We start from the raw sequence: 24,153 nt of genomic DNA, 5'->3' as shown, positions 1-24,153 counted from the left end.
ATGCCATTGGCTGAAAAATACGCAAAATGGCATAGACTCAAAGGTATTTATTCCATCGTGCCCAAAAAGACCCTGGCGCATGATGTTAATCATAAACGTCGGTGTCATCATGCGCTACGCTCTATGACTCCCTGACGTTTTTTTAGCCACGTATCATAAATAGGTACTTCCATGTCGAGTAAGTTAGTACTGGTTCTGAACTGCGGTAGCTCCTCACTGAAATTTGCCATCATCGATGCAGTAAACGGTGAAGAATACCTCTCTGGTTTAGCCGAATGTTTCCATCTCCCAGAAGCACGTATCAAGTGGAAAATGGACGGCGGTAAACAAGAAGCGGCTTTAGGTGCAGGCGCCGCTCACAGTGAAGCGCTGAACTTTATCGTTAACACTATTCTGGCACAAAAACCAGAATTGTCCGCGCAATTGACTGCAATTGGTCACCGTATCGTACACGGCGGCGAGAAGTATACCAGCTCCGTGGTTATTGACGATTCCGTTATCCAGGGCATCAAAGATTCCGCCTCTTTCGCACCGCTGCACAACCCGGCTCACCTGATCGGTATCGCAGAAGCGCTGAAATCCTTCCCAAGCCTGAAAGACAAAAACGTGGCTGTGTTCGACACCGCGTTCCATCAGACTATGCCGGAAGAATCTTACCTCTACGCTCTGCCGTACAGCCTGTACAAAGAGCATGGCGTTCGTCGTTACGGCGCGCACGGTACCAGCCACTTCTTCGTGACTCAGGAAGCGGCAAAAATGCTGAACAAACCGGTTGATGAACTGAACATCATCACTTGCCATCTGGGCAACGGCGGTTCTGTTTCTGCAATCCGTAATGGTAAATGTGTTGATACCTCCATGGGTCTGACCCCGCTGGAAGGTCTGGTGATGGGTACGCGTTCCGGTGACATCGACCCGGCGATTATCTTCCACCTGCACGACACCCTGGGCATGAGCGTTGACCAGATCAACAAAATGCTGACCAAAGAGTCTGGCCTGCTGGGTCTGACCGAAGTCACCAGCGACTGCCGTTATGTTGAAGATAACTACACCACCAAAGAAGACGCTAAACGTGCAATGGACGTTTACTGCCACCGTCTGGCGAAATACATCGGTTCCTACACCGCGCTGATGGATGGTCGTCTGGATGCGGTTGTCTTCACCGGTGGCATTGGTGAAAACGCAGCGATGGTTCGTGAACTGTCTCTGGGCAAACTGGGCGTTCTGGGCTTCGAAGTTGACCACGAACGTAACCTGGCCGCACGTTTCGGCAAATCTGGTTTCATCAACAAAGAAGGTACCCGTCCTGCGGTGGTTATCCCAACCAACGAAGAACTGGTTATCGCGCAAGACGCGAGCCGTCTGACTGCCTGATTTCACACCGCCAGCCTAGCTGGCGGTGCTGTTTTGTAACCCGTCTAAATTGGCGGTAACGAAAGAGGATAAACCGTGTCCCGTATTATTATGCTGATCCCTACCGGAACCAGCGTCGGCCTGACCAGCGTCAGCCTTGGCGTGATCCGTGCTATGGAACGCAAAGGCGTTCGTCTGAGCGTCTTTAAGCCAATCGCTCAACCTCGTGCCGGTGGCGATGCACCAGACCAGACTACCAGCATCGTGCGTGCTAACTCCTCTCTGCCAGCCGCTGAGCCGCTGAAGATGAGCCACGTGGAATCTCTGCTGTCCAGCAATCAGAAAGATGTGCTGATGGAAGAGATTATCGCGAACTACCACGCGAACACCAAAGATGCTGAAGTTGTACTGGTTGAAGGCCTGGTCCCAACCCGTAAACATCAGTTCGCCCAGTCTCTGAACTACGAAATCGCGAAAACGCTGAACGCGGAAATCGTCTTCGTGATGTCTCAGGGCACCGATACTCCGGAACAGCTGAACGAGCGTATTGAACTGACTCGCAGCAGCTTCGGCGGCGCGAAAAATACCAACATCACCGGCGTTATCGTTAACAAACTGAACGCACCGGTTGATGAGCAGGGCCGTACCCGCCCGGATCTGTCCGAGATTTTCGACGACTCTTCCAAAGCGAAAGTGATCAAAGTTGATCCGGCTAAACTGCAAGAATCCAGCCCGCTGCCAGTACTGGGCGCGGTGCCGTGGAGCTTCGATCTGATCGCAACGCGTGCAATCGATATGGCGCGTCACCTGAACGCTACCATCGTTAACGAAGGCGATATCAATACCCGTCGCGTGAAATCCGTAACGTTCTGCGCGCGCAGCATTCCGCACATGCTGGAACACTTCCGTGCAGGTTCCCTGTTGGTAACGTCCGCCGATCGTCCTGACGTGCTGGTTGCAGCATGCCTGGCGGCAATGAACGGCGTAGAAATCGGCGCCCTGCTGCTGACTGGCGGCTACGAAATGGACGCGCGCATCAACAAACTGTGCGAACGTGCATTCGAAACTGGCCTGCCGGTATTCATGGTGAACACCAACACCTGGCAGACCTCTCTGAGCCTGCAGAGCTTCAACCTGGAAGTGCCGGTTGACGATCACGAGCGCATCGAGAAAGTTCAGGAATACGTTGCAAACTACATCAACGCTGACTGGATTGAATCTCTGACCGCGACCTCTGAGCGCAGCCGTCGTCTGTCTCCGCCAGCGTTCCGTTATCAGCTGACCGAACTGGCGCGTAAAGCCGGTAAACGTGTTGTTCTGCCAGAAGGTGACGAACCGCGTACTGTTAAAGCAGCGGCTATCTGTGCTGAACGTGGGATCGCAACCTGCGTACTGCTGGGTAACCCGGATGAGATCACCCGTGTTGCCGCGTCTCAGGGCGTTGAGCTGGGTGCTGGCGTAGAAATCGTTGACCCGGATGTGGTTCGCGAAAGCTACGTTGCTCGCCTGGTCGAACTGCGTAAAAACAAAGGCATGACCGAAACCGTTGCTCGCGAACAACTGGAAGACAACGTGGTTCTCGGTACTCTGATGCTGGAACAAGACGATGTTGACGGTCTGGTTTCTGGTGCCGTGCACACGACAGCAAACACCATTCGCCCACCGCTGCAGCTGATTAAAACTGCGCCGGGTAGCTCTCTGGTGTCTTCTGTGTTCTTCATGCTGCTGCCGGATCAGGTTTATGTTTACGGCGACTGCGCGATCAACCCAGATCCGACCGCAGAACAACTGGCAGAAATCGCGATTCAGTCTGCTGATTCCGCGATTGCCTTCGGCATCGAACCACGCGTTGCAATGCTCTCCTACTCCACCGGTACATCTGGTGCAGGTAGCGATGTAGAGAAAGTACGTGAAGCAACACGTCTGGCGCAGGAAAAACGTCCTGACCTGATGATCGACGGTCCGCTGCAGTACGATGCGGCTGTTATGGCTGATGTAGCAAAATCCAAAGCGCCGAACTCTCCGGTTGCAGGTCGCGCTACCGTGTTCATCTTCCCGGATCTGAACACCGGTAACACCACCTACAAAGCGGTACAACGTTCTGCTGACCTGATCTCCATCGGGCCGATGCTGCAGGGTATGCGTAAGCCGGTGAACGACCTGTCTCGTGGCGCGCTGGTAGACGATATCGTCTACACCATCGCTCTGACCGCGATCCAGTCCTCCCAGCAGCAGTAATCTGCTGTGTACGCCGGATGGTGACCTAAACGCATCCGTTGCAACCTACATAGCGTGATTCTTGAAACCGGAAATAGCTGATATTTCCGGTTTTTTTATGCCCGTCCCTTTCATTAACAAATTCTGAAATATTTGCTTAGATGCGCTGCATCAATGAATAACTATTCTCCTGTTTGCATACTTAGCCTCTTTGCTTTGCAACAGGGATAGTCCTTTATGTCTGCAGTAACAGAATCACAACCCGCGAAAAAATGGGCCATGCCCGACACGCTGGTCATTATTTTTTTCGTCGCCATTTTAACCAGTCTGGCAACATGGGTCGTTCCCGTCGGAATGTTCGACAGCCAGGAAGTGCAGTACCAGGTTGATGGACAAACCAAAACGCGTAAAGTGGTCGATCCCCACTCTTTTCGTATTCTGACCAACGATGCGGGTGAAGAGCAATATCACCGGGTTAAGTTCTTCACCACCGGCGATGAAAGCCCTGGTCTGATGAATTTTCCGTTTGAAGGGTTAACCTCCGGTTCAAAATTTGGCACCGCCGTTGGCATCATTATGTTTATGCTGGTGATTGGTGGTGCATTCGGCATCGTAATGCGCACAGGAACCATCGATAACGGCATCCTGGCGCTGATCCGTCATACACGGGGTAATGAGGTCTTGTTTATCCCGGTACTGTTTATTCTCTTCTCGTTAGGCGGTGCCGTCTTTGGCATGGGGGAAGAAGCGGTCGCCTTCGCCATTATCATTGCGCCGCTAATGGTGCGGTTAGGTTACGACAGCATCACCACCGTTCTGGTGACCTATATTGCCACCCAAATTGGCTTTGCCAGCTCATGGATGAACCCATTCTGTGTGGTTGTCGCACAGGGTATTGCGGGTGTGCCCGTGCTCTCGGGTTCGGGTCTGCGCATCGTCGTGTGGGTTGTGGCGACGATGATCGGCCTGACGTTCACGCTGGCCTACGCGGCACGTATCAAGAAGAACCCATTGCTGTCCCGGGTGCATGAATCGGACCGTTTCTTCCGTGAGCAGCAGGACGAGGTCGTCGAGCGACGTTTCACACTGGGTGACTGGCTGGTCCTGATTGTGTTGACCGCAGTGATGATTTGGGTGGTCTGGGGCGTTATCGTCAACGCGTGGTTCATTCCTGAAATTGCCAGTCAGTTTTTCACCATGGGGCTGGTGATTGGCATTATCGGGGTTGTTTTTCGACTCAACGGTATGACGGTCAATATCATGGCCTCCTCGTTTACTGAGGGTGCGCGAATGATGATCGCGCCAGCCCTGTTGGTCGGCTTTGCCAAGGGAATATTACTGCTGGTTGGTAATGGCGAAGCGGGTGATGCCAGTGTGTTAAATACCCTGCTGCACAGTATCGCCAACGGTATCAGTGGCCTGGACAACGCGATTGCGGCCTGGTTTATGCTGCTTTTCCAGGCTGTGTTTAACTTCTTTGTCACATCCGGTTCGGGTCAGGCAGCACTGACTATGCCGCTACTGGCACCACTGGGCGATCTGGTTGGGGTAAATCGCCAGGTCACCGTGTTGGCTTTTCAGTTTGGTGACGGCTTCAGTCATATTATCTACCCAACCTCTGCGTCGCTGATGGCGACATTAGGGGTATGTCGGGTGGACTTCCGCAACTGGTTGAAGGTGGGTGCCACGCTGCTGGGCCTGCTGTTTATTATGTCCAGCGTAGTGGTTATTGGTGCGCAAATGATGGGCTACCATTAAACAACAAGGCCGGATAATGCACATCAACGGCTTATCCGGCCTACAACGAGTCCCGATCCGTCATCCAGGATCGGCGGCGCTGAGTTTACTCAGCTTCTTCGTGTTTTTCGGCTTTCGCACTTTCATTCTTGGCATTGCGTGTCATCCACAGCGCCAGTGCTTTCAGTGAGTCCGGTGTAAATTCATCACAGCGCGCGGTAATTTCTTCCGGCGTCAGCCAGCACACTTCACTAATCTCTTCTTCCTGCAGCGCAAACGGTCCGTGAGAAACGCAGCTAAACAGCCCGCCCCAGACGCGACAGTTCTGGTCTTCAAAATAAAACTGACCGTGCTCGGCAAACGGGACACCGGCAATGCCCAATTCTTCTTCCGCTTCACGACGCGCGGAGTCCAGAAGCTGCTCATCAGCCTGCACAACCCCCCCCGCGGTAGCATCCAGCATACCGGGCATAAAGTCCTTTGTCTCAGTGCGACGTTGAACCAGAATTTTACCCATACCATCGTGTACAACGATATACGTTGCACGGTGGCGCAAGCATTGTGCCCGCATTTGTTCCCGGCTGGATTGTGCGATGACTTCATTGTCTTCATTCACAATATCCACCCATTCAGTACTTGCCAAACGACGCTGTTCCACCATCAGGAAACCTTCTTTTTTCTAGCGCTCTTACGGCGCGTTTACGTTTGTGGGGTAAATTACGGATTAATCTCGACCTGCGCAATAATACTTTGATCATTGAGTGCCATCACGCTAAGAACATTATCATCCAGAATCCCGTAGCTTGCCGTAAATCCCCCTTTCGGGATGCTTACCGAACCTGGGTTAAATTGGTAGATATCCCCACGTCGCTCTGCCACAGGCAAATGCGTATGCCCATAAACCAGCACATCGCCGGCGTTGAGCGGTGGTAAGTTATCCGGACCAAAAAGATGTCCGTGCGTCAGAAAGAGTCGCTGGCTGTCAGTCAGAATTTGCTGCCACGGCGCGGTTATTGGAAAATGCAGGAGCATCTGATCCACTTCGCTGTCGCAATTTCCACGCACTGCAATTATCCGCGACGCCTGCTCATTCAAACGCTCGGCGACCTGCGCTGGCGCGTAGCCCTCTGGCAGCGCATTACGCGGCCCATGGTTCAATACATCGCCCAGTATCACCAGCCATTGCGCACCACTTTGGGTAAACCGTTCAAGTACGCATTCCGTAGCCGGCAACGAACCATGAATGTCCGATGCGAACATCAGTTTCATCACTCACCCCTCGTTGAAAAATACCTTTCAATGATACTGGATTACGCCCCTACTTTCAGCAGGAACGCTTCGCTGAAAGCGCGATAAAACGTTGTACCGAAGCGCGCTGCCACTGGAAGGTGGCATACTCCGCGAGCTGTTCTGGTACATCATCGCCATTCAGAACCAATCGATTAAGCATTAGCGCCAAATCGCTGTCTGCGATACACCATTCACCAAACAAATTCTGCTTACCTTGCGCCAGTAAACTGCCCGCCGTGGCAAACAATTTTTCCGCACTGGCCCTTCCTGCTTCCGTCAACGGACCTTTCTTCACGCCACCAAAAACCACATCCGTCGAACGCTCTTCCCGGATAGGCATCAGATCGCTACGGAGCCAGGCCTGAACCTGGCGGGCACGAGCCCGTTTTTGTAGATCGTGCGGATAAATACGCTCCCATTGCGGTGGAGCGAAACGCTCTTCCAGGAACTCGGCAATCGCCGAGGATTCACTCAGTTCAAAACCGTCAATGTCCAGAACCGGTACACGACGCGTCAGCGCATACCCTTGCCATGAAGGTTGCAAGTGTTCACCACTATTGAGGTCGACAGTTTTCAGCGTAAAAGGCAGCCCTTTCTCTTGCAGAGCGACATAAACAGACAGCACATAAGGGGAGAAAAAATTGGCATCTGACCACAGCGTAATTGCAGGTTTGCTCATAATGTCCTCTGAAGTGTATTGGCTTGCTTTCAAAATATAGAGTCTTTCTCTCGCTGTCACTTGATGAAAACTCACGCACGTTAGCAGCTTCTATACTTGTAGTGACCCGGTTCATGACAAAACGGACGCTGAAAATGATCGACCTCTACTACACTCCATCGCCAAACGGGCACAAAATCACACTGTTTCTCGAAGAGGCACAGTTAAAGTACCGCCTGATACATGTAGATATCAGCAGAGGCAGCCAGTTCCGCCCTGACTTTTTGCAGATTTCACCGAATAATAAAATTCCGGCCATCATCGACTGCGCCCCGGAGGATGGTGGAAAACCCATTAGCCTGTTTGAGTCTGGTGAGATTTTACTCTACCTGGCGGAAAAGAGCGGTAAGCTACTCAGCGGTGAATTACGCGAGCGCCACACCACGCTGCAGTGGCTCTTCTGGCAGGTTAGCGGACTTGGGCCAATGCTCGGACAAAATCATCACTTCAGCCACTTCGCACCGCAAACTATCCCCTACGCTATTGAACGGTATCAGGTAGAAACCCAGCGACTGTACAACGTCATGAATAAACGTCTGGAAATATCCCCCTGGCTGGGTGGCGATCATTACAGCATTGCCGACATTGCCTGCTGGCCGTGGATTAATCTCCACCAGCGCCAGCGTATCGACCTCGACAACTATCCAGCGGTCAATAACTGGTACGAACGTATCCGTACTCGTCCCGCAACAGAACGGGCGATGCAGCAAGCGCAAAGCGAGAAAAGTTAACGCGATTCGGTTCTCGTGTATCATGAAAAGGTTCATACATGGAGGAAACCTGCAATGTCACAACCTGACGCAATTATTCGTATAAAAAACCTTCGTCTGCGCACTTTTATCGGCATTAAAGAAGAAGAGATCCTGAACCGACAGGATATCGTCATCAATATTGCCATCCACTATCCCGCAGACAAAGCCCGGACCAGTGAAGATATCAACGACGCGCTGAATTATCGCACCATCACCAAGAGCATCATTTCGCACGTTGAGAGTAACCGCTTCTCATTGTTGGAAAAATTAACGCAAGATGTGCTCGATATCGCACGCGAACATCACTGGGTCACTTATGCTGAAGTGGAGATCGATAAACTTCACGCATTGCGTTACGCCGACTCCGTTTCCATGACATTGAGCTGGCAGCGCTAAACATAACCCGGGAGGCGACATGCAGATTCTGATTACCGGCGGTACTGGCCTGATTGGACGTCATTTGATCCCCTGCCTGCTGGAACTGGGGCATCAGATTACCGTAGTGACACGTGCTCCTGATAAGGCTCGTCAGATTCTGGACTCCCGGGTCACGCTATGGAAAGGGCTGGAAGAGCAGCAAAACCTCGATGGCATTGATGCTGTCATCAATCTTGCCGGAGAACCTATCGCTGACAAACGCTGGAGCGCTGAGCAAAAAGAGCGTTTGTGCCAGAGCCGCTGGGGGATTACGCAGAAACTGGTCGATTTAATCAAGGTCAGCGACACGCCGCCTGCCGTACTCATCTCTGGTTCCGCTACGGGATACTACGGCGATCTGGGTGAAGTCGTTGTGACGGAAGAAGAACCGCCACACAATGAATTCACCCATAAGTTGTGCGCCCGGTGGGAACAGATCGCCAGCGCTGCGCAAAGCGACAGAACGCGCGTATGTTTGCTGCGTACTGGCGTTGTATTGGCCTCTACGGGCGGGATCCTCGCTAAGATGGTCCCACCGTTTCGTCTGGGGCTTGGCGGTCCTATCGGTAATGGGCGTCAATACCTGGCCTGGATCCATGTTGACGATATGGTCAACGGGATTATCTGGCTGCTGGACAACGATCTGCGCGGTCCCTTCAACATGGTTTCGCCATACCCGGTTCGCAATGAGCAGTTTGCCCATGCGCTGGGTCATGCCCTAAACCGCCCGGCGATCCTGCGCGTTCCAGCGGCCGCTATGCGGCTGCTGATGGGCGAATCCTCGGTGCTGGTCCTCGGGGGTCAGCGTGCGTTGCCCAAACGCCTGGAAGCGGCCGGTTTTGCGTTTCGTTGGTACGATTTGGAAGAAGCGCTGGCCGATGTCATCCGATAATGTCTGATATCCCTTCACTGTTGCCATTGTGGTGGTATGGTTAAAAAACCGAATACCACGATGGCGACGTTATGGCGATAATATCAACACCCCGACTTACCCTCTCTTTGTACCAACTCGCTGACTGGCCTTTTTTCCAGCGGCTACGAGAAAATCCTGACGTCATGCGTTTCATGGGGGATATCGCCCCAACCAAAGATACTCGCCTGCTCTTCGCCAGACGCCTTTCCGCTCGACATACCTTTGTTATCCGTGAGCACAACAACACGGCGCAACTGGGTGATATTGGCTTACAGATAAGCCATCTTTATCCTCAGGAAGCGGATATTGGCTATGCCATCACGCCGCGGGCGCAAGGAAAAGGTATTGCCAGCGAAGCCGTACGTGCCGTGTGCGATTATGCCTTTCAACAGGCTGGCGTAACGGCGATAAATGCCTATGTATTAGCTGGGAATACCGGATCGATACGCATTCTGGAAAAAACAGGATTTACACGCACTCAGGTGCTTGAAAAAGCCTATGAAGTGAACGGCATAGCGCATGACGACTGGGTTTATCGTTTGGAGTACAGCGCGTTAAAACGGTAGGCCCGGCAAGCATAGCGCCTCCGGGCAACTCAATTACTTCAGCGATCCTTTAAGGAACTGCTGTAAACGCGGGCTTTGTGGGTTCCCGAACACCTGCTCCGGATTGCCCTCTTCTTCAATTTTTCCCTGATGCAGGAAAATAACGTGTGAGGATACGTGGCGGGCAAACCCCATTTCATGCGTCACGACCACCATGGTTTTCCCCTCCTCAGCCAGCTGTTGCATGATGCGCAGCACTTCGCCGACCAGCTCTGGGTCTAGCGCCGAGGTGGGTTCATCAAACAGCAGAACTTCCGGCTCCATCGCCAGCGCACGGGCAATTGACACACGCTGCTGCTGACCGCCGGACAGATGCACCGGGTATTTCCCCTGCGCGCGCTCATCAATACCGACTTTGGCCAGATACTTCACCGCACGCTCGCGGGCTTCATGCTTGCTCAGCCCCAGCACCTGGATAGGTGCTTCCATGACGTTTTCCAGCACCGTCATGTGACTCCACAGGTTGAAGTGCTGAAAAACCATCGTCAGTCGCGTACGTAACAGACGCAGCTGATTTTTATCTGCAACCTTCAACTGACCGTCTTTGTCGCGTACCAGACCAATATTCTGACCGCTAACCACAATCGTTCCGGCGCTCGGTTTTTCCAGAAAGTTAATGCAGCGCAGGAAGGTACTTTTACCTGAACCTGACGAACCAATAATGCTGATAACATCACCCGCATTGGCCTGCAGCGATACCCCTTTCAGCACTTCATGTTCGCCGTAGTGCTTATGTAAATCGATAACGTTTAATTTATTCTCAGGCATCGTGTTACTCGAACTATTTAGAGGATACATGCTGCAACCAGCGTTTTTCCGCTTTACGGAACAAACTGATCAGGACATACGAAATCATCAAATACAGTACAGCGGCAATACCGAATGCGGTAAATGGCTGGTAGGTTGCCGAGTTGATGTCACGGGCGATTTTCAACAAATCCGGCACCGTCGCAGTAAATGCCAGCGCCGTGGAATGCAGCATTAAAATGACTTCGTTGCTGTATGCCGGTAACGCGATACGCAGTGCGGAAGGCAAGATAATGCAGCGGTACAGTTTGAAGGAAGAGAAACCGTAAGCTCGTGCGGCTTCAATCTCGCCATGCGGCACGGAACGGATGGCCCCGGCAAAAATCTCCGTCGTGTAGGCACAGGTATTCAGCGTCAGCGCCAGTACGGTACAGTTCAGCCCGCTGCGGAAAAACGCGTTGAGAAAATCTGTCCCTTTCACAATCTCCAGCGTATACATGCCGGAATAAAACACCAACAGCTGAACATACAGCGGCGTTCCACGAAAAATATAGGTGAACAACCAGATAGGAAACTGGATAAATTTATTGCTTGATACACGACCAATCGCCAAAAACAGTGCCAGAATCCCGCCCATCACCACCGATGAGATCAGCAACCACAATGTGATCGCCACGCCGGTAAAGCGATAGCCGTCAGTCCACAACAGGGATTTCCAGTACTCCTGAATAATTTCAATCACAGGTCAGCCCTCTTCACACCCACGGAGTAGCGGCGCTCAAGGTACAGCAGCACACCATTAGACACGGTGGTAAACACCAGATAGATGACCCCACATACCACGGCAAAATAGAACGGCTCCCAGGTGCTTTTTCCGGCAAGCTGAGTGGCTTTCACCACATCTTCAAGTCCAAGCAGTGACACCAGCGCCGTGGCCTTCAGAATAACCTGCCAGTTGTTGCCAATCCCCGGCAAGGCAAAGCGCATCATTGCTGGAAACATAATGCGGCGAAAAATTTGCGAACGGGTAAAACCGAATGCCGTCGCCGCTTCAATATGACCTTTCGGTACTGCCATAAACGCGCCACGGAAGGTTTCCGTAAAATAGGCTCCGTAGATAAATCCGAGCGTAATAATCCCTGCAACCATCGGATCGATATCAATCTGACTGATACCCACTGCGTCGGTAATCGTGTTCAGCGCGATTTGTAATCCGTAGAAAATGAGCAGCATTAAGACGAGATCGGGAACCCCGCGGATAAGCGTGGTGTACCCTTCGAAAATAAGCTCCATTGCCCGGTTTTGCGAAAGCTTCGCTGCCGCGCCAACAAGGCCTATCATGACCGCCAGCACTACCGAGCTGAGAGCCAGCTCCAGCGTAACAATCGCGCCCTGTAAAATAACACCTGAAAAGCCATACAACATGCTGCCTGTCCTGTCGTGTGTGGTGGAGTAATAAGCCTCTTTTGATTTCAGACTAACCGTTAAATGCCGGATGGCGGCTTTGCCTTATCCGGCCTACACAATCACCGTAGGCCGGATAAGCGCAGCGCCATCAGGCATAAATTCAACGCGTCAAAAATCTACGGGCTTTATCAGCACCTGCGGTGATTAACCGCCGTAAACATCAAAATCGAAATACTTTTTCGCCAGCTTCTCGTAAGTACCGTCAGCACGCATCTCTGCAAATGCTTTATTCAGTGCTTCGCGCAGTTCATTATCGTCTTTGCGCAGCCCCATACCGGTACCGACGCCGAACAGTTTCTCGTCTTTCACTGACGGGCCGCCGAATTTGTAATCTTTACCTACTGGCTGCTTCAGGAAGCCTTCGCTGGCCGCGACTTCATCCTGGAATGCGGCATCAATACGCCCGGCAGTCAGGTCAGAATAGATATTGTCTTGCCCCTGATAAGAGACGATTTCAATGCCTTTTGGCGCCCAGTGTTCGTTACCGAACGTTTCCTGAGTCGTGCCCTGCAGCACACCGACACGCTTACCTTTCAGAGACTCGATGGTCGGCTGAATAGCGGAATCTTTAGCAACCACCAGACGAGAGTCTGCTGCATAAAGCTTGTCGGTAAAGGCAATCTCTTGCTGACGTTTTTCAGTAATGGAAAGCGACGACATGATGGCATCGATCTTCTTCGCTTTTAACGAAGGGATCAGCGCATCCAGCGGGTTTTCCACGAAGGTACATTGTGTATTGATGCGTTTGCAGAGCTCTTTAGCCAGATCGATATCAAAACCGACCAATTCACCCTGTGCATTTTTCGATTCGAACGGTGCATAAGTAGGATCTGTACCGATACGAATTTTTTGCGGGATGGCTGCAAATGCTGCGGTAGCACTGGAGAAAGCCAGAACCAGAGAAAGAGACAACACCAGTTTTTTCATAACTATCCTCAACAGACTGTCTTTTATAGGGGATCTTTACAGGACCAGGTGCAGTTATCGTGCCATTAATCAGGCCGACAAGGCAAAGCATTCTACCTTGTCAGCGGTATTTATTTGCATGAAAAGCGCTTAAGTATGCAATCATGCTTATTAAGACCACGATAAAAGCACCAAAACAGTGCACTGAAATCATTATGCACCGTAATGGTTAACCCCTATGGTGCAGTTAATTCCCCGTTTCAGCGTATCAATCGCCGTAGACATTAAAGTTAAAATACTTACTCGCCATTTTGTCGTAGGTACCATCTTTACGCAGTTCGCCCAGCGCTTTATCAAACGCCGCTTTCAGCTCGACATCGTCTTTGCGTAAACCAATCCCGGTCCCGTCGCCAAAGTATTTTTTATCTTTTACTGAAGGACCGGCAAACGCGTAATCTTTACCTGCAGGTTGTTTCAGGAAACCTTCGCTGGCTGCGACTTCGTCCTGCAATGCCGCATCCAGACGGCCCGCCGTCAGGTCAGAATAGATCAGATCCTGGTTCGCATAGGCCACAACATCCACGCCTTTGCTGCGCCAGTTATCATTGGCATAGGCTTCCTGCGTCGAACCTTGCAGTACGCCAACATGTTTACCCTTGAGTGAATCCAGAGTCGGCTGAATTGGGGAGCCTTTCGCCGCGATCAGACGTGAATCTGCTGCGTAAAGTTTGTTTGAGAAAGCAATTTCTTGCTGGCGTTTCTCGGTGATGGAAAGCGAAGAGATGATGGCATCAATTTTTTTCGCTTTGAGCGACGGGATCAGCGCATCAAAATCACTGGCGACCCAGGTACATTTGATCTGCATACGTTTACACATCTCATTTCCCAGATCGATATCAAAACCGACAAAATCGCCTTTGGCATCTTTAGAGGAAAAAGGAGCGTACGTTGTATCTGTACCAATACGAACCGTCTGCGGAAGTGCTGCGTAGCTGGCCGCGGTGGCGGAGAGTCCTACCAGCAAAGACAAAGCAAGAACCGTCTTCTTCATACATAACCCTCAAGTGGCGTAATTTTATTATGTTTTACGTTGTGTTGTGTGTTTGCAGACTTTTTCATGCAGGTCTTATGCCATTTTCGCATCGATGAGGATATTCGACGTTAAATATGTTAATAAAACGTTGCAATATTGTCCTGATTTTGAAGATAGCAGGTCTGACGGTTGAACCGCAGCGTTTCGTTGCGTTTTAACGAATTAAATGTTGAGGATATGATCGCGGTTACAAAATTGCCCTGAAACAGGGCAACGGATGTTTCTTTGCACGCTGATGGAACGGCTTACGCCCCTTGCCAGCGAGTGAACAGGTCCTGCGGAAGAGTGATATCAAACTGATCAAGTACGCGATTAACCGTTTGATTAATCACATCATCAAGCGTCTGTGGCCGATGATAGAAGGCGGGAACGGGTGGCATAATCACCGCGCCAATTTCTGCCGCCTGAGTCATCAGACGCAAGTGCCCGAGATGCAGCGGAGTCTCACGTACACACAGCACCAGCGGACGGCGTTCTTTCAGCACCACATCTGCCGCACGGGTAAGCAGTCCATCGGTGTAGCTGTGAACGATGCCAGAAAGCGTTTTGATTGAACACGGCAGAATAACCATTCCGGCGGTCTGAAAAGAACCGGAGGAGATACTGGCGGCGATATCGCGCGTATCGTGATTCACATTCGCCAGGGCCTGCACGTCACGTACAGAGAGGTCCGTTTCCAGCGCCAGCGTCTGTCGCGCCGCCTGGCTCATCACCAAATGGGTTTCCACGTCAGCAACGTCGCGTAAAACCTGTAACAGCCGCACGCCATAAATTGCACCGCTTGCGCCGGAAATACCAATGATGAGTCGTTTCATGTTTAATCGCCCTTGCTTGTTCAGGGCCGACTTTGCAGGAATTTACGGTGAGTTGCAAGCAAGGGTGCAGGTTGCCCCCTTGCTTACGAGCAAACGTTAACCTTCGTTGTGCATCTCAAGATTTTCCGCTTCGTTCTGGCGCAATACCGCTTTGGCATCGTCATTACGCAAAGAGTCCAGGAAATCGAGATACTGCTGGTCAACATCTTTAGTGACATAGACGCCATTAAACACGGAGCATTCAAACTGCTGAATATCCGGGTTCTCAGCACGCACAGCATCGATCAGATCGTTCAGATCCTGGAAGATGAGCCCATCCGCGCCAATGATTTGGCGGATCTCGTCTACTTCACGACCATGAGCAATCAGCTCCGTCGCTGTTGGCATGTCAATGCCATAAACGTTAGGGAAGCGAATCTCCGGTGCGGCAGAGGCCAGATAAACCTTCTTCGCGCCAGCTTCACGCGCCATTTCGATAATCTGTTCTGAAGTCGTTCCACGCACGATGGAATCATCAACCAGCAGTACATTTTTATCACGGAACTCAGCGCGGTTGGCATTCAGCTTACGGCGCACGGATTTACGGCGCAGCTGCTGACCCGGCATGATAAAGGTACGTCCCACATAGCGGTTTTTCACAAACCCCTGACGATATGGCTTACCGAGGATCCGGGCAATTTCCAGCGCGATATCACAAGAGGTTTCAGGAATGGGGATCACCACGTCGATATCCAGGTCTTCCCACTCACGGGCAATTTTTTCGCCAAGCTTTGTTCCCATATTCACACGGGCGCTGTAGACGGAAATCTTGTCGATGAAGGAGTCAGGACGCGCGAAGTAAACATATTCAAACAGGCATGGGTTGCTGACCGGATTATCGGCACACTGGCGGGTAAACAACTGGCCTTTTTCGGTAATATACACCGCTTCACCAGGAGCAACATCACGCAGGAATTCAAAGCCCAGCGTATCCAGCGCCACGCTCTCAGACGCCACCATGTACTCGGTACGGCCGTCGCCGATATCGCGTTTGCCCAGCACCAGCGGGCGGATACCATTAGGATCGCGAAACGCCACCATACCGTGACCGATAATCATCGCCACACAGGCATAGGCACCACGGATCTGACGGTTGGTCGCTGCAATCGCGGCAAAAATATTGTCGGCTTCCAGCGGATAATGGCGGAAGTTATCCAGCTCGCTGGCGAAAATATTCAGCAGAATTTCTGAATCAGAAGTGGTATTGATGTGACGGCGCTTTTCTTCGAACAGCTTTTTACGCAGCTCATGCGCGTTGGTCAGGTTGCCGTTGTGGGCAAGCGTGATGCCATACGGTGAGTTGACATAAAAAGGTTGAGCTTCGGAGGCGCTGGAGCTGCCAGCCGTTGGGTAACGCACATGACCGATGCCCATATTGCCCTGCAAACGCTGCATATGGCGCGCTTCAAAAATATCGCTCACCATTCCGTTTGCTTTACGCAAACGGAAGCAGTTATTGGCATCAATGGTGATGATGCCTGCGGCATCCTGACCACGGTGCTGGAGCACCGTTAACGCGTCATAAATCGACTGGTTTACCGGCATAACACCGGCGATACCGACAATACCGCACATACGTCTTTTCCTCGTTCAGCAACGACCCAAAGTTTATACTTTGGGCAAGAAACTTGACGAGCTTTGCAGATAGTCAAAGAACCATCTGATGATGAAACTGAACTGCGGGATCAGCTGCGACTTACTCCAGTCTTCACTTTTCGACAGACCGGTAAATGTATCGAGAAAGAACAATATGGCGGCGACGATCAACGCCCCTCTCAGAGCACCGAAGCAGATCCCCAACACCCTGTCAGTACCCGACAGGCCTGTTTTCTCCACCAGCTGGCCTATCACAAAGTTAACGATAGCGCCGACGATAAGTGTCGCGATAAACAGTATCGCGATAGCAATCCCATTCCGAACCAGTTCGTCTTCAAAGCCCGTAAACCAGACAGACAGGTAAGTGTAGTAATGGCTGGCGACAAAGAAAGCACAACCCCAAGTCACCAACGATAATGCTTCACGTACAAAGCCACGGATCAGGCTAACCAGACAGGAAAAACCAATCACCGCGATAATGGCGTAATCAATCCAGACCATAAGTGTCCCACGATTTTACGCCCTGTCGTCCTGTTCGGGGCGCATTCTAACAGAAAAAGAAAACGTTTGCGTAGGGATTTCCTTTCCACGCGTAAATAAAAATGGCGCTGAAAAAATCTTCAACGCCATACGGTTTTATGCCTCTTCGGGCACTGCCGGATAGCGGTGTTAATACCGTATCCGACCGACATGAGACAGCCCCTTAATTAGGGGTATACCCCATCACAACCCCACTCAGGCCGGAGATTTTCTGCAGTTCCCCCAGCGAGTTTTTCAGCTTATCTCTGGACGCATCAGGCCCAACGAGAATTCGGGTTATTTTACCCTGTACCGGCGTTGACGGGGAAGTATATACCCGGAAGCCCGCACCACGTAACTTACCGACAATCTCATTGACCTTATCCGCATTTTTCAACGCACCAAGCTGCACAACGTAGGCTTTCCCGGTTGGTGCCGGCGCGTCTTCGACGACCGGTTTCGGTGCTGGTGCTGGAACGGGCGCCGGAGCAGCAGCAACAGGTTGCGGCTTCGGTTTAGGTTTTGGTGGCTCCACAGGCGCAGGGATAGGATCGAACTCTGCGTTGTTTGCTGCCGTCAAACGCGATGGATCCAACGACGGCGCGGCCGCATCACCGGCACGTACCTCTTCTGCGGCACCTTCCGGCGGTTGCGTTGGCAGTGCCTGCGTCGCCGCAGGCATCATGTCCGGTTCATCGCGATCGCCAGGTTTTGGTACCAGCGGGATCGCCGCAAACTCATCCTGATAATGTTTTTTCTGCCCGTCGAGCAGCCCGGGAAGCACAATCACCCCAAGCGCGACCAGCACAATCGTGCCAACTAATCGATTCTGAAACTTACTCGCCACCGCTTCTCCCCACGTCTAGTACTTCCATGACATGTGCGACAGTGTGAAACGATCCACACACCAACACGGTATCTTCTGGTTTTGCCGCGGCCAGGGCCGCAAGCCATGCCTGAGCCACGCTGTCATAGGCTTCGCCATTACCCAGATGCTCCAGCAGTTGTTCTGCCGATGCACCACGCGGGCCTTCCAGAGGCGCACAATACCAATCGTCAACCACGCTTTTCAACCAGGCTAACGTACCGGCAATGTCTTTATCATGTAGCATACCGATAACGGCAAGTACGCGCCCGCTTTTCACTAACTTTTTCAGACGTTCAGTCAAATATTCTGCCGCATGCGGATTATGAGCAACATCAAAAATCACCCGCGGTGACTCGCTCACAATCTGAAAACGCCCCGGTAAAATAGCCTGCTCGATACCTTCACGAATCGCCTGCTCGCTGACGTTAAGTCCGCTGGCTCTCAGTGCTGCCAGTGCGGTTGCGGCGTTAGGTTGCGGGACCTGCGGTAACGGCAGTTGCGTCAGCGTACCGTGGCTATCAGTGAATGACCAGTCGTTCTCTGTAGCCGAATAGCGCCAGTCCACACCACGGCGCTGCAGTATCGCCCCTGTCTCTTGCGCCACATCCGCGATGGTATAGGGCATTTCCGGTTCACCGACAATAGCCGGTTTCTCTGCACGGAAGATACCCGCCTTCTCGCGGCCAATGCTTTCGCGATCGGGCCCCAGCCAGTCAGTATGGTCAAGCGCAATGCTGGTGACCACCGCGACATCGGAATCGACGATATTGGTTGCGTCAAGACGGCCGCCTAAACCCACTTCCAGAATCACCACATCAAGCTGCGCCTGTTTAAACAGCCACAATGCTGACAGTGTGCCGTATTCAAAGTAGGTCAGGGAAATATCGCCGCGCGCCGCTTCAATCTCTGCAAACGAAGCGGTATGCGCAGATTCCGGCAACTCGCCCCCCTGCACGCGGACACGTTCTGTGTAGCGCACCAGGTGAGGAGAACTGTATACACCAACTTTATATCCGGCCGCGGTGAGCACGGACTCCAGCGTTCGGCAAGTCGTGCCTTTACCGTTGGTTCCCGCGACGGTAAAAACAAACGGCGCAGGTTTTAATACGCCCAGTTTTTGCGCCACCAGACTCACGCGTTCAAGACCTAAATCGATGGTTTTACTGTGCAGGTTTTCCAGATAAGAAAGCCACGAGGCCAGGGGCGACGTGGCTTGGGGAATACGTTTATTGTCCATGATGCCTGTAGATTCGTTACGTTGAGAAAAGCAAAAGGGCAGCGCCTGTGGCCCTGCCCTTTTCAGTTATCAGGCCTCTGATTCCTGATCGGGTACCGGAGGTACCACCTCACCTTCACGTGGTTCATCCGGATTCGGCGCGGGCAGATTCATCAGCTTCGCCAGAACACTTGCCAGTTTCAGACGCATTTCCGGGCGGCGTACAATCATATCGATAGCGCCTTTTTCGATCAGAAATTCACTACGCTGGAATCCCGGTGGCAGTTTTTCACGTACGGTCTGCTCAATAACTCGCGGACCTGCAAAGCCGATCAGCGCTTTCGGCTCAGCAATGTTGAGATCGCCCAGCATCGCGAAGCTTGCAGAAACACCGCCCATGGTAGGGTCAGTCAGTACGGAAATGTACGGTAAACCGCGTTCCTGCATTTTTGCCAGCGCCGCAGATGTTTTTGCCATCTGCATCAGTGACATCAGCGCTTCCTGCATACGCGCTCCGCCAGACGCGGAGAAACAGATCAGCGGGCAGTTGTCTTCCAGCGCCTGTTCAACCGCACGGACGAAACGCGCGCCGACGACAGAGCCCATGGAGCCGCCCATAAAAGCGAACTCGAATGCAGCTGCAACGACCGGCATGCCGTGAAGCGTACCTTTCATTACCACCAGCGCGTCTTTCTCACCGGTTTCTTTTTGCGCAGAAGCCAGTCTGTCTTTGTATTTTTTGGAATCACGAAACTTCAGCACATCTTTCGGCTCAAGCTCGCTTCCCAGTTCCACAAGAGAACCTTCATCTAACAGGCTATGCAGGCGATTACGCGCCGACATGCGCATGTGATGGTCACACTTCGGACAGACCTCAAGATTACGTTCCAGCTCAGCACGGTATAAAACCTGACCGCAGCTATCACACTTGGTCCACACCCCTTCAGGAATGCTTGCCTTGCGGGTGGGAGTAATGTTGCTTTTAATTCGTTCAATCCAGCTCATTGGTGACCTTTCTGCCTGAACCCTAGTCAGCTTTGTTATAAGGGGCGCATAATGCCATTTTTACCCCAAACAGACCATGAATGTTGCACATTAAAACATAACAGCCCGAAACTTTGGATAAAAAAGTGGTCGAACCGCTGAGTTACTTTCTATTTTGCAGCCCGTGACGCAGCACGCTTATGGCGAATTACTTCAATCACCCCCGGCAATACGGAAAGGACGATAATCGCCACAATCAATAATTTCAGGTTTTCCTGGACGATCGGCAGATCGCCGAACAGGTAGCCTGCGTAGGTGAACAACAATACCCACAGCAATGCGCCTACGACGTTATACATCGCAAAGTGACGGTAGGACATATGTCCCATACCGGCAACAAACGGCGCAAATGTACGCACGATTGGCACGAAACGCGCCAGGATAATTGTTTTGCCGCCATGACGCTCGTAGAACGCATGGGTTTTATCCAGGTAGCTGCGGCGGAAAATTTTGGAGTTCGGGTTACTGAAAAGTTTTTCCCCGAACAATCGGCCAATAGTGTAGTTCACCGCATCGCCCACAATCGCCGCCACAATCATCAGTGCCACCATCAGATGAACATTAAGATCGTTGGTTGGCAGCGCAGAAAGTGCACCGGCGACAAACAGCAGCGAATCTCCTGGCAGGAACGGCGTGACCACCAGTCCCGTTTCACAGAACAGAATCAAAAACAGAATAGCGTATACCCAGATACCGTATTCCGCGACCAGCTCCGCCAGGTGCACATCAATGTGCAGGATAAAATCGATAAGAAAGTAAATCAGATCCATAATTATGCCTTTATACGACTCAAATTAGTCCGCCAGAAATAGCGGGCCCATAGGCGGTTTTGGCAGGTCGAACCGGTCAGGGTAATCTACCGCGACCAGATACAGACCTTCCGCCTTCGCCGTTGCTGCTGCTAACGTTCTGTCCTTTGCTGCTAACAGTTCTGCAATCCAGCTCTCCGGCTGGTTGTGGGCGCCTACTTCCATCAGGCTGCCGACAATATTCCTGACCATATGATGTACAAAGGCATTCGCTTTAATATCCACCACCACATAAGTGCCGAAACGCGTAACGTTTATATGCATCACATTACGCCACGGCGTGCGTGACTGACACTGCACTGCCCGAAACGAGGTAAAATCATTCTCGCCAATCAGGCACTGAGCCGCACGATGCATACGCTCAGCATCCAGCTGCTCGTAGTAATGCGTCACGCCTTTTCCCAAAACGGCGGGACGCAACCGATGATTGTAGATGATGTAGCGATAACGGCGAGCCGTCGCGCTAAATCGGGCATGAAAATCATCCGGTACAGCTTTCACCCAGCGCACGGCAATGTCACCAGGTAAATTCGCATTTACCCCCAGCGTCCACGCCGCATCTTTACGTTGCGCGGTGGTTTCAAAATGCACCACCTGTCCCGTACCATGAACACCTGCATCCGTGCGGCCCGCACAAAATACAGTGATGCGTTCATTAGCAACCTGAGAGAGCGCTTTTTCCAGTTTTTCCTGAACGCTGCGCACTTCATTCTGGCGCTGCCAGCCATAATACTTGCTGCCGTCATACTCAATGCCCAGCGCAATTTTATGCGTTGACGGCTGTTGCAGGTCAGACATTAGTACAGGTACTCCTGCACCAGTTTTTCCGCAATTTTTACTGCCATCAATGCACCGCCAAAGCGCACGTTATCCGCCACGGACCAGAACTGAACCTGCTCCGGCATACCATAGTCGTTATGCACGCAACCAATTGACAGGTGCGGTGTACCAGACGCATCGCCAACCTGGGTCGGGAAATCGGTCTCTTCTGACAGAACAATATCTTCACCACGAGTAAAGGCATCACGCGCCTCTTCTGCGGCCAGCGGGCGCAGCGCTTCAAAATTCACCATCTGCGCATGACCGTAGAACACCGGTGACTGCACGATGCTGGCTGAAATCAACAGACCATCATCTTGCATAATTTTACGGACTTCATCGACGATACGACGTTCTTCGCGCACACTGCCTTCGCGATCGGGCAACAGCGGCAGCATATTGAACGCCAGTTGGCGACCAAAGAAGTCATCCTCGTCAATCGGGATCCCGTTGAGCAATTTCGCACTTTGTCCGGCCAACGCGTCTACCGCTTTTTTACCGTGGGCAGAAGCCGAGATAATGTTGGTTACCGTAATCCGTGAAAGACCACCGTCATCGATCAGCGGTTTCAGCGCAGAAAGCAGTTGACTGGTCAGGCTGTTTGGCACCGCGATAACGTTGCGATTGCGGTAGTCTGCCAGTACAAATGGGTTAACGTCCGGGACGACCAGCGGAACGTCAGGTTCAAGCGCAAACAGGCCACTGCTGTCAATCACCAGACAACCGGCATTGGTTGCTTCTTCCACCCATGCCGCAGTAGCTTCAACTCCCGCGACAAAAAATGCCAACTGAGCCTGGGTCCAGTCAAAGTCAGCGACATCCTGAACAATGACCGATTTACCGTTAAAACGCAGGTGTTCACCAGCACTTTCATTACGTGCCAGCGCATAGATTTCACCGACCGGGAACTGGCGTTCAGCCAGCGTATCGAGCAGGGCTTCGCCTACGGCGCCCGTTGCGCCCAGAATGGCAATATTCCAGCCTTCAGACATGGTGATTTACTCCAGAAATACATAAGCGTCCCTGTCGTATTATTCAACAGGGAGCATTAAGAAGACATTAATGTGCCGGATGATGAACGGCGTTAAAACCCAGCTTACACAACAGGGCTGCGGCAGCAGCGTCGTCACACATTACGTATAAAGACGACCACTCGCGACGTTCAAGATAATTCTTGCGCAGTTTATCAAATTCACCCGGAATTCCAGCAACTTTGCGCAGTGGCGCATCGTCGCGGCGCACATCATACACTAAATGAACCAGCCTTTTCAGTGTTGGCTGATCTAACGGACCATGCAAGGTAATACGGCCAAATTCCGGCGCGGGCAACAGCGTGTTTAATGCAACGTGCTGCTCACGGCCAATAAATTTGCTATAGGCCTCAAAGACCTGCGTTGTCCCACGCGCTTTCCCTTCCAGGGTATAGCCGGCAATGTGTGCCGTGCCAATGTCCGCTTTCTCCAGCAGTGCCACATTCAGGTCAGGTTCACCCTCCCAGACATCCAGCACGACGCTCAGCGGCTGCCCGGCGTTGAGTCGGTTCAGTAAGGCGGAATTATCCACGACCGGCCCGCGGCAGGCATTAATCAGAATGGTGCCCGGTTTCAGGCGGCTAATCAGCGCCTCATCGGCCAGGTGCAACGTTTTGTACGGACCATCTTTGAACAGCGGCGTGTGGAAGGTCAACACATCGGCTTGCTCAACCAGTTCTTCCAGTGCGCGGAAATCGCCTTCGTCGCCCCGATCGGCACGCGGTGGATCGCACAGCAAGGTGCGGATCCCTAATGCTTCCAGTCGCGCCTGTAAACGCCCTCCCACATTACCTACACCAACAATACCGACCGTACGGTCACGTAACGTAAAACCGTCGCGCTCAGCCAGCATCAGCAGCGCAGAGAAGACATATTCCACTACCGCAATCGCATTACAGCCGGGAGCAGCAGAAAAACCAATGCCTGACTGCGCAAGCCAGGCATCATCCACATGATCAGTGCCTGCCGTTGCCGTACCGACAAACTTTACCGGTTTTCCACTGAGTAGCGATGCGTTTACTTTCGTCACCGAGCGCACCATTAAGGCATCCGCATCATCCAGTTCTGCGACGGGAATCGGGCGACCGGGAACCGCTTTGACCTCCCCCAAACGACTGAACAGTTCGCGGGCATAGGGCATATTTTCATCAACGAGGATTTTCACGTCTTTCTCACCTGTTT

General features: G+C 52.2%; 25 protein-coding genes. 7 read left to right on the top strand and 18 right to left on the bottom strand.

What is annotated here, in order from left to right:
• Positions 1 to 171 precede the first annotated feature (171 nt).
• The 3 genes from ackA (at position 172) to yfcC (ending at position 5,328) form a co-directional block, all read left to right on the top strand.
• Positions 172 to 1,374 (top strand): acetate kinase, encoded by a 1,203-nt coding sequence (ackA, locus tag NNN64_RS01655; protein ID WP_006683648.1) that lies wholly within the window; start codon positions 172 to 174, stop codon positions 1,372 to 1,374.
• A 75-nt stretch (positions 1,375 to 1,449) separates the two neighbouring features.
• Positions 1,450 to 3,591: a phosphate acetyltransferase gene (gene pta, locus NNN64_RS01650; protein WP_137384163.1), complete on the top strand. Its 2,142-nt coding sequence runs from the start codon at positions 1,450 to 1,452 to the stop codon at positions 3,589 to 3,591.
• Positions 3,592 to 3,807: 216 nt separating this feature from the next.
• On the top strand, positions 3,808 to 5,328 hold the full coding sequence (yfcC, locus tag NNN64_RS01645) for a putative basic amino acid antiporter YfcC (protein ID WP_271440251.1): 1,521 nt from the start codon (positions 3,808 to 3,810) through the stop codon (positions 5,326 to 5,328).
• A gap of 85 nt (positions 5,329 to 5,413) precedes the next feature.
• Here the strand turns inward: yfcC and yfcD are convergent, their stop codons facing one another.
• Genes yfcD through yfcF form a run of 3 tightly spaced genes read right to left on the bottom strand, consistent with a single transcriptional unit; the run spans position 5,414 to position 7,276 of the window.
• Entirely contained in the window at positions 5,414 to 5,968 is a 555-nt protein-coding gene (gene yfcD, locus NNN64_RS01640) for an NUDIX hydrolase YfcD (protein ID WP_048211064.1), read from the bottom strand.
• A 56-nt stretch (positions 5,969 to 6,024) separates the two neighbouring features.
• Positions 6,025 to 6,576, bottom strand: coding sequence for a phosphodiesterase (yfcE, locus tag NNN64_RS01635; RefSeq protein ID WP_271440250.1), 552 nt, complete (start codon positions 6,574 to 6,576; stop codon positions 6,025 to 6,027).
• A 55-nt stretch (positions 6,577 to 6,631) separates the two neighbouring features.
• Entirely contained in the window at positions 6,632 to 7,276 is a 645-nt protein-coding gene (gene yfcF, locus NNN64_RS01630) for a glutathione transferase (RefSeq protein ID WP_271440249.1), read from the bottom strand.
• 134 nt (positions 7,277 to 7,410) lie between these two features.
• Here yfcF and yfcG point away from each other — a divergent pair, with 134 nt between their 5' ends.
• From yfcG to NNN64_RS01610, 4 genes are all read left to right on the top strand, one after another.
• Positions 7,411 to 8,046 (top strand): GSH-dependent disulfide bond oxidoreductase, encoded by a 636-nt coding sequence (yfcG, locus tag NNN64_RS01625; RefSeq protein WP_271440257.1) that lies wholly within the window; start codon positions 7,411 to 7,413, stop codon positions 8,044 to 8,046.
• Between the two features lie 54 nt (positions 8,047 to 8,100).
• Entirely contained in the window at positions 8,101 to 8,463 is a 363-nt protein-coding gene (gene folX / locus NNN64_RS01620; protein WP_005129505.1) for a dihydroneopterin triphosphate 2'-epimerase, read from the top strand.
• Positions 8,464 to 8,482: 19 nt separating this feature from the next.
• Positions 8,483 to 9,376 (top strand): TIGR01777 family oxidoreductase, encoded by an 894-nt coding sequence (locus NNN64_RS01615; RefSeq protein WP_271440248.1) that lies wholly within the window; start codon positions 8,483 to 8,485, stop codon positions 9,374 to 9,376.
• Positions 9,377 to 9,447: 71 nt separating this feature from the next.
• Positions 9,448 to 9,963: a GNAT family N-acetyltransferase gene (locus NNN64_RS01610; RefSeq protein WP_271440247.1), complete on the top strand. Its 516-nt coding sequence runs from the start codon at positions 9,448 to 9,450 to the stop codon at positions 9,961 to 9,963.
• 33 nt (positions 9,964 to 9,996) lie between these two features.
• On the opposite strand, the gene hisP is transcribed toward NNN64_RS01610, so the two are convergent.
• From hisP to pdxB, 15 genes are all read right to left on the bottom strand, one after another.
• A complete protein-coding gene (gene hisP, locus NNN64_RS01605; protein WP_271440246.1) occupies positions 9,997 to 10,770 on the bottom strand; it encodes a histidine ABC transporter ATP-binding protein HisP in 774 nt (257 codons plus the stop codon).
• A gap of 13 nt (positions 10,771 to 10,783) precedes the next feature.
• Positions 10,784 to 11,491 (bottom strand): histidine ABC transporter permease HisM, encoded by a 708-nt coding sequence (hisM, locus tag NNN64_RS01600; RefSeq protein ID WP_271440245.1) that lies wholly within the window; start codon positions 11,489 to 11,491, stop codon positions 10,784 to 10,786.
• Positions 11,488 to 12,174: a histidine ABC transporter permease HisQ gene (locus NNN64_RS01595; RefSeq protein ID WP_271440244.1), complete on the bottom strand. Its 687-nt coding sequence runs from the start codon at positions 12,172 to 12,174 to the stop codon at positions 11,488 to 11,490. The genes hisM and NNN64_RS01595 overlap by 4 nt, the downstream gene beginning before the upstream one ends.
• A gap of 186 nt (positions 12,175 to 12,360) precedes the next feature.
• A complete protein-coding gene (gene hisJ, locus NNN64_RS01590) occupies positions 12,361 to 13,143 on the bottom strand; it encodes a histidine ABC transporter substrate-binding protein HisJ (protein WP_003028120.1) in 783 nt (260 codons plus the stop codon).
• 247 nt (positions 13,144 to 13,390) lie between these two features.
• Positions 13,391 to 14,173 (bottom strand): lysine/arginine/ornithine ABC transporter substrate-binding protein ArgT, encoded by a 783-nt coding sequence (argT, locus tag NNN64_RS01585; protein ID WP_271440243.1) that lies wholly within the window; start codon positions 14,171 to 14,173, stop codon positions 13,391 to 13,393.
• Between the two features lie 287 nt (positions 14,174 to 14,460).
• Positions 14,461 to 15,030 carry a UbiX family flavin prenyltransferase gene (locus NNN64_RS01580; protein ID WP_271440242.1) on the bottom strand — a complete coding sequence of 190 codons (570 nt, stop codon included), beginning with the start codon at positions 15,028 to 15,030 and terminating at the stop codon, positions 14,461 to 14,463.
• 96 nt (positions 15,031 to 15,126) lie between these two features.
• On the bottom strand, positions 15,127 to 16,644 hold the full coding sequence (gene purF / locus NNN64_RS01575; RefSeq protein ID WP_137384176.1) for an amidophosphoribosyltransferase: 1,518 nt from the start codon (positions 16,642 to 16,644) through the stop codon (positions 15,127 to 15,129).
• Between the two features lie 33 nt (positions 16,645 to 16,677).
• Positions 16,678 to 17,166: a colicin V production protein gene (gene cvpA / locus NNN64_RS01570; RefSeq protein WP_005129678.1), complete on the bottom strand. Its 489-nt coding sequence runs from the start codon at positions 17,164 to 17,166 to the stop codon at positions 16,678 to 16,680.
• Between the two features lie 202 nt (positions 17,167 to 17,368).
• Complete coding sequence (dedD, locus tag NNN64_RS01565) at positions 17,369 to 18,031, bottom strand: cell division protein DedD (RefSeq protein WP_271440241.1); 663 nt, start codon at positions 18,029 to 18,031, stop codon at positions 17,369 to 17,371.
• Positions 18,021 to 19,289 carry a bifunctional tetrahydrofolate synthase/dihydrofolate synthase gene (folC, locus tag NNN64_RS01560; protein ID WP_271440240.1) on the bottom strand — a complete coding sequence of 423 codons (1,269 nt, stop codon included), beginning with the start codon at positions 19,287 to 19,289 and terminating at the stop codon, positions 18,021 to 18,023. The genes dedD and folC overlap by 11 nt, the downstream gene beginning before the upstream one ends.
• A gap of 69 nt (positions 19,290 to 19,358) precedes the next feature.
• On the bottom strand, positions 19,359 to 20,273 hold the full coding sequence (gene accD / locus NNN64_RS01555; RefSeq protein WP_137384179.1) for an acetyl-CoA carboxylase, carboxyltransferase subunit beta: 915 nt from the start codon (positions 20,271 to 20,273) through the stop codon (positions 19,359 to 19,361).
• Between the two features lie 149 nt (positions 20,274 to 20,422).
• Complete coding sequence (locus NNN64_RS01550) at positions 20,423 to 21,082, bottom strand: DedA family protein (protein ID WP_003028140.1); 660 nt, start codon at positions 21,080 to 21,082, stop codon at positions 20,423 to 20,425.
• Between the two features lie 24 nt (positions 21,083 to 21,106).
• On the bottom strand, positions 21,107 to 21,919 hold the full coding sequence (gene truA / locus NNN64_RS01545) for a tRNA pseudouridine(38-40) synthase TruA (protein ID WP_271440239.1): 813 nt from the start codon (positions 21,917 to 21,919) through the stop codon (positions 21,107 to 21,109).
• Positions 21,919 to 22,932 carry an aspartate-semialdehyde dehydrogenase gene (locus NNN64_RS01540; protein ID WP_271440238.1) on the bottom strand — a complete coding sequence of 338 codons (1,014 nt, stop codon included), beginning with the start codon at positions 22,930 to 22,932 and terminating at the stop codon, positions 21,919 to 21,921. The genes truA and NNN64_RS01540 overlap by 1 nt, the downstream gene beginning before the upstream one ends.
• 67 nt (positions 22,933 to 22,999) lie before the next feature.
• On the bottom strand, positions 23,000 to 24,136 hold the full coding sequence (pdxB, locus tag NNN64_RS01535) for a 4-phosphoerythronate dehydrogenase PdxB (protein ID WP_271440237.1): 1,137 nt from the start codon (positions 24,134 to 24,136) through the stop codon (positions 23,000 to 23,002).
• Between the last annotated feature and the right edge of the window lie 17 nt (positions 24,137 to 24,153).

The organism is Citrobacter sp. Igbk 14 (assembly GCF_028069825.1).
Taxonomy (GTDB): domain Bacteria; phylum Pseudomonadota; class Gammaproteobacteria; order Enterobacterales; family Enterobacteriaceae; genus Citrobacter.
This window is presented reverse-complemented; position numbering and strand designations above follow the sequence as displayed.

What these genes read in the sequence shown, in the direction of transcription:
- NNN64_RS01550 (WP_003028140.1), bottom strand. Translation starts at nt 21,082, where the DNA reads ATGGATCTGATTTACTTTCTTATCGATTTTATCCTGCACATTGATGTG.
- ackA (WP_006683648.1), top strand. Translation starts at nt 172, where the DNA reads ATGTCGAGTAAGTTAGTACTGGTTCTGAACTGCGGTAGCTCCTCACTG.
- cvpA (WP_005129678.1), bottom strand. Translation starts at nt 17,166, where the DNA reads ATGGTCTGGATTGATTACGCCATTATCGCGGTGATTGGTTTTTCCTGT.
- hisJ (WP_003028120.1), bottom strand. Translation starts at nt 13,143, where the DNA reads ATGAAAAAACTGGTGTTGTCTCTTTCTCTGGTTCTGGCTTTCTCCAGT.
- NNN64_RS01595 (WP_271440244.1), bottom strand. Translation starts at nt 12,174, where the DNA reads ATGTTGTATGGCTTTTCAGGTGTTATTTTACAGGGCGCGATTGTTACG.
- folC (WP_271440240.1), bottom strand. Translation starts at nt 19,289, where the DNA reads ATGGACAATAAACGTATTCCCCAAGCCACGTCGCCCCTGGCCTCGTGG.
- hisP (WP_271440246.1), bottom strand. Translation starts at nt 10,770, where the DNA reads ATGCCTGAGAATAAATTAAACGTTATCGATTTACATAAGCACTACGGC.
- purF (WP_137384176.1), bottom strand. Translation starts at nt 16,644, where the DNA reads ATGTGCGGTATTGTCGGTATCGCCGGTGTTATGCCGGTAAACCAGTCG.
- yfcC (WP_271440251.1), top strand. Translation starts at nt 3,808, where the DNA reads ATGTCTGCAGTAACAGAATCACAACCCGCGAAAAAATGGGCCATGCCC.
- truA (WP_271440239.1), bottom strand. Translation starts at nt 21,919, where the DNA reads ATGTCTGACCTGCAACAGCCGTCAACGCATAAAATTGCGCTGGGCATT.
- NNN64_RS01580 (WP_271440242.1), bottom strand. Translation starts at nt 15,030, where the DNA reads ATGAAACGACTCATCATTGGTATTTCCGGCGCAAGCGGTGCAATTTAT.
- yfcG (WP_271440257.1), top strand. Translation starts at nt 7,411, where the DNA reads ATGATCGACCTCTACTACACTCCATCGCCAAACGGGCACAAAATCACA.
- yfcF (WP_271440249.1), bottom strand. Translation starts at nt 7,276, where the DNA reads ATGAGCAAACCTGCAATTACGCTGTGGTCAGATGCCAATTTTTTCTCC.
- folX (WP_005129505.1), top strand. Translation starts at nt 8,101, where the DNA reads ATGTCACAACCTGACGCAATTATTCGTATAAAAAACCTTCGTCTGCGC.
- accD (WP_137384179.1), bottom strand. Translation starts at nt 20,273, where the DNA reads ATGAGCTGGATTGAACGAATTAAAAGCAACATTACTCCCACCCGCAAG.
- NNN64_RS01615 (WP_271440248.1), top strand. Translation starts at nt 8,483, where the DNA reads ATGCAGATTCTGATTACCGGCGGTACTGGCCTGATTGGACGTCATTTG.
- yfcD (WP_048211064.1), bottom strand. Translation starts at nt 5,968, where the DNA reads ATGGTGGAACAGCGTCGTTTGGCAAGTACTGAATGGGTGGATATTGTG.
- yfcE (WP_271440250.1), bottom strand. Translation starts at nt 6,576, where the DNA reads ATGAAACTGATGTTCGCATCGGACATTCATGGTTCGTTGCCGGCTACG.
- argT (WP_271440243.1), bottom strand. Translation starts at nt 14,173, where the DNA reads ATGAAGAAGACGGTTCTTGCTTTGTCTTTGCTGGTAGGACTCTCCGCC.
- NNN64_RS01610 (WP_271440247.1), top strand. Translation starts at nt 9,448, where the DNA reads ATGGCGATAATATCAACACCCCGACTTACCCTCTCTTTGTACCAACTC.
- NNN64_RS01540 (WP_271440238.1), bottom strand. Translation starts at nt 22,932, where the DNA reads ATGTCTGAAGGCTGGAATATTGCCATTCTGGGCGCAACGGGCGCCGTA.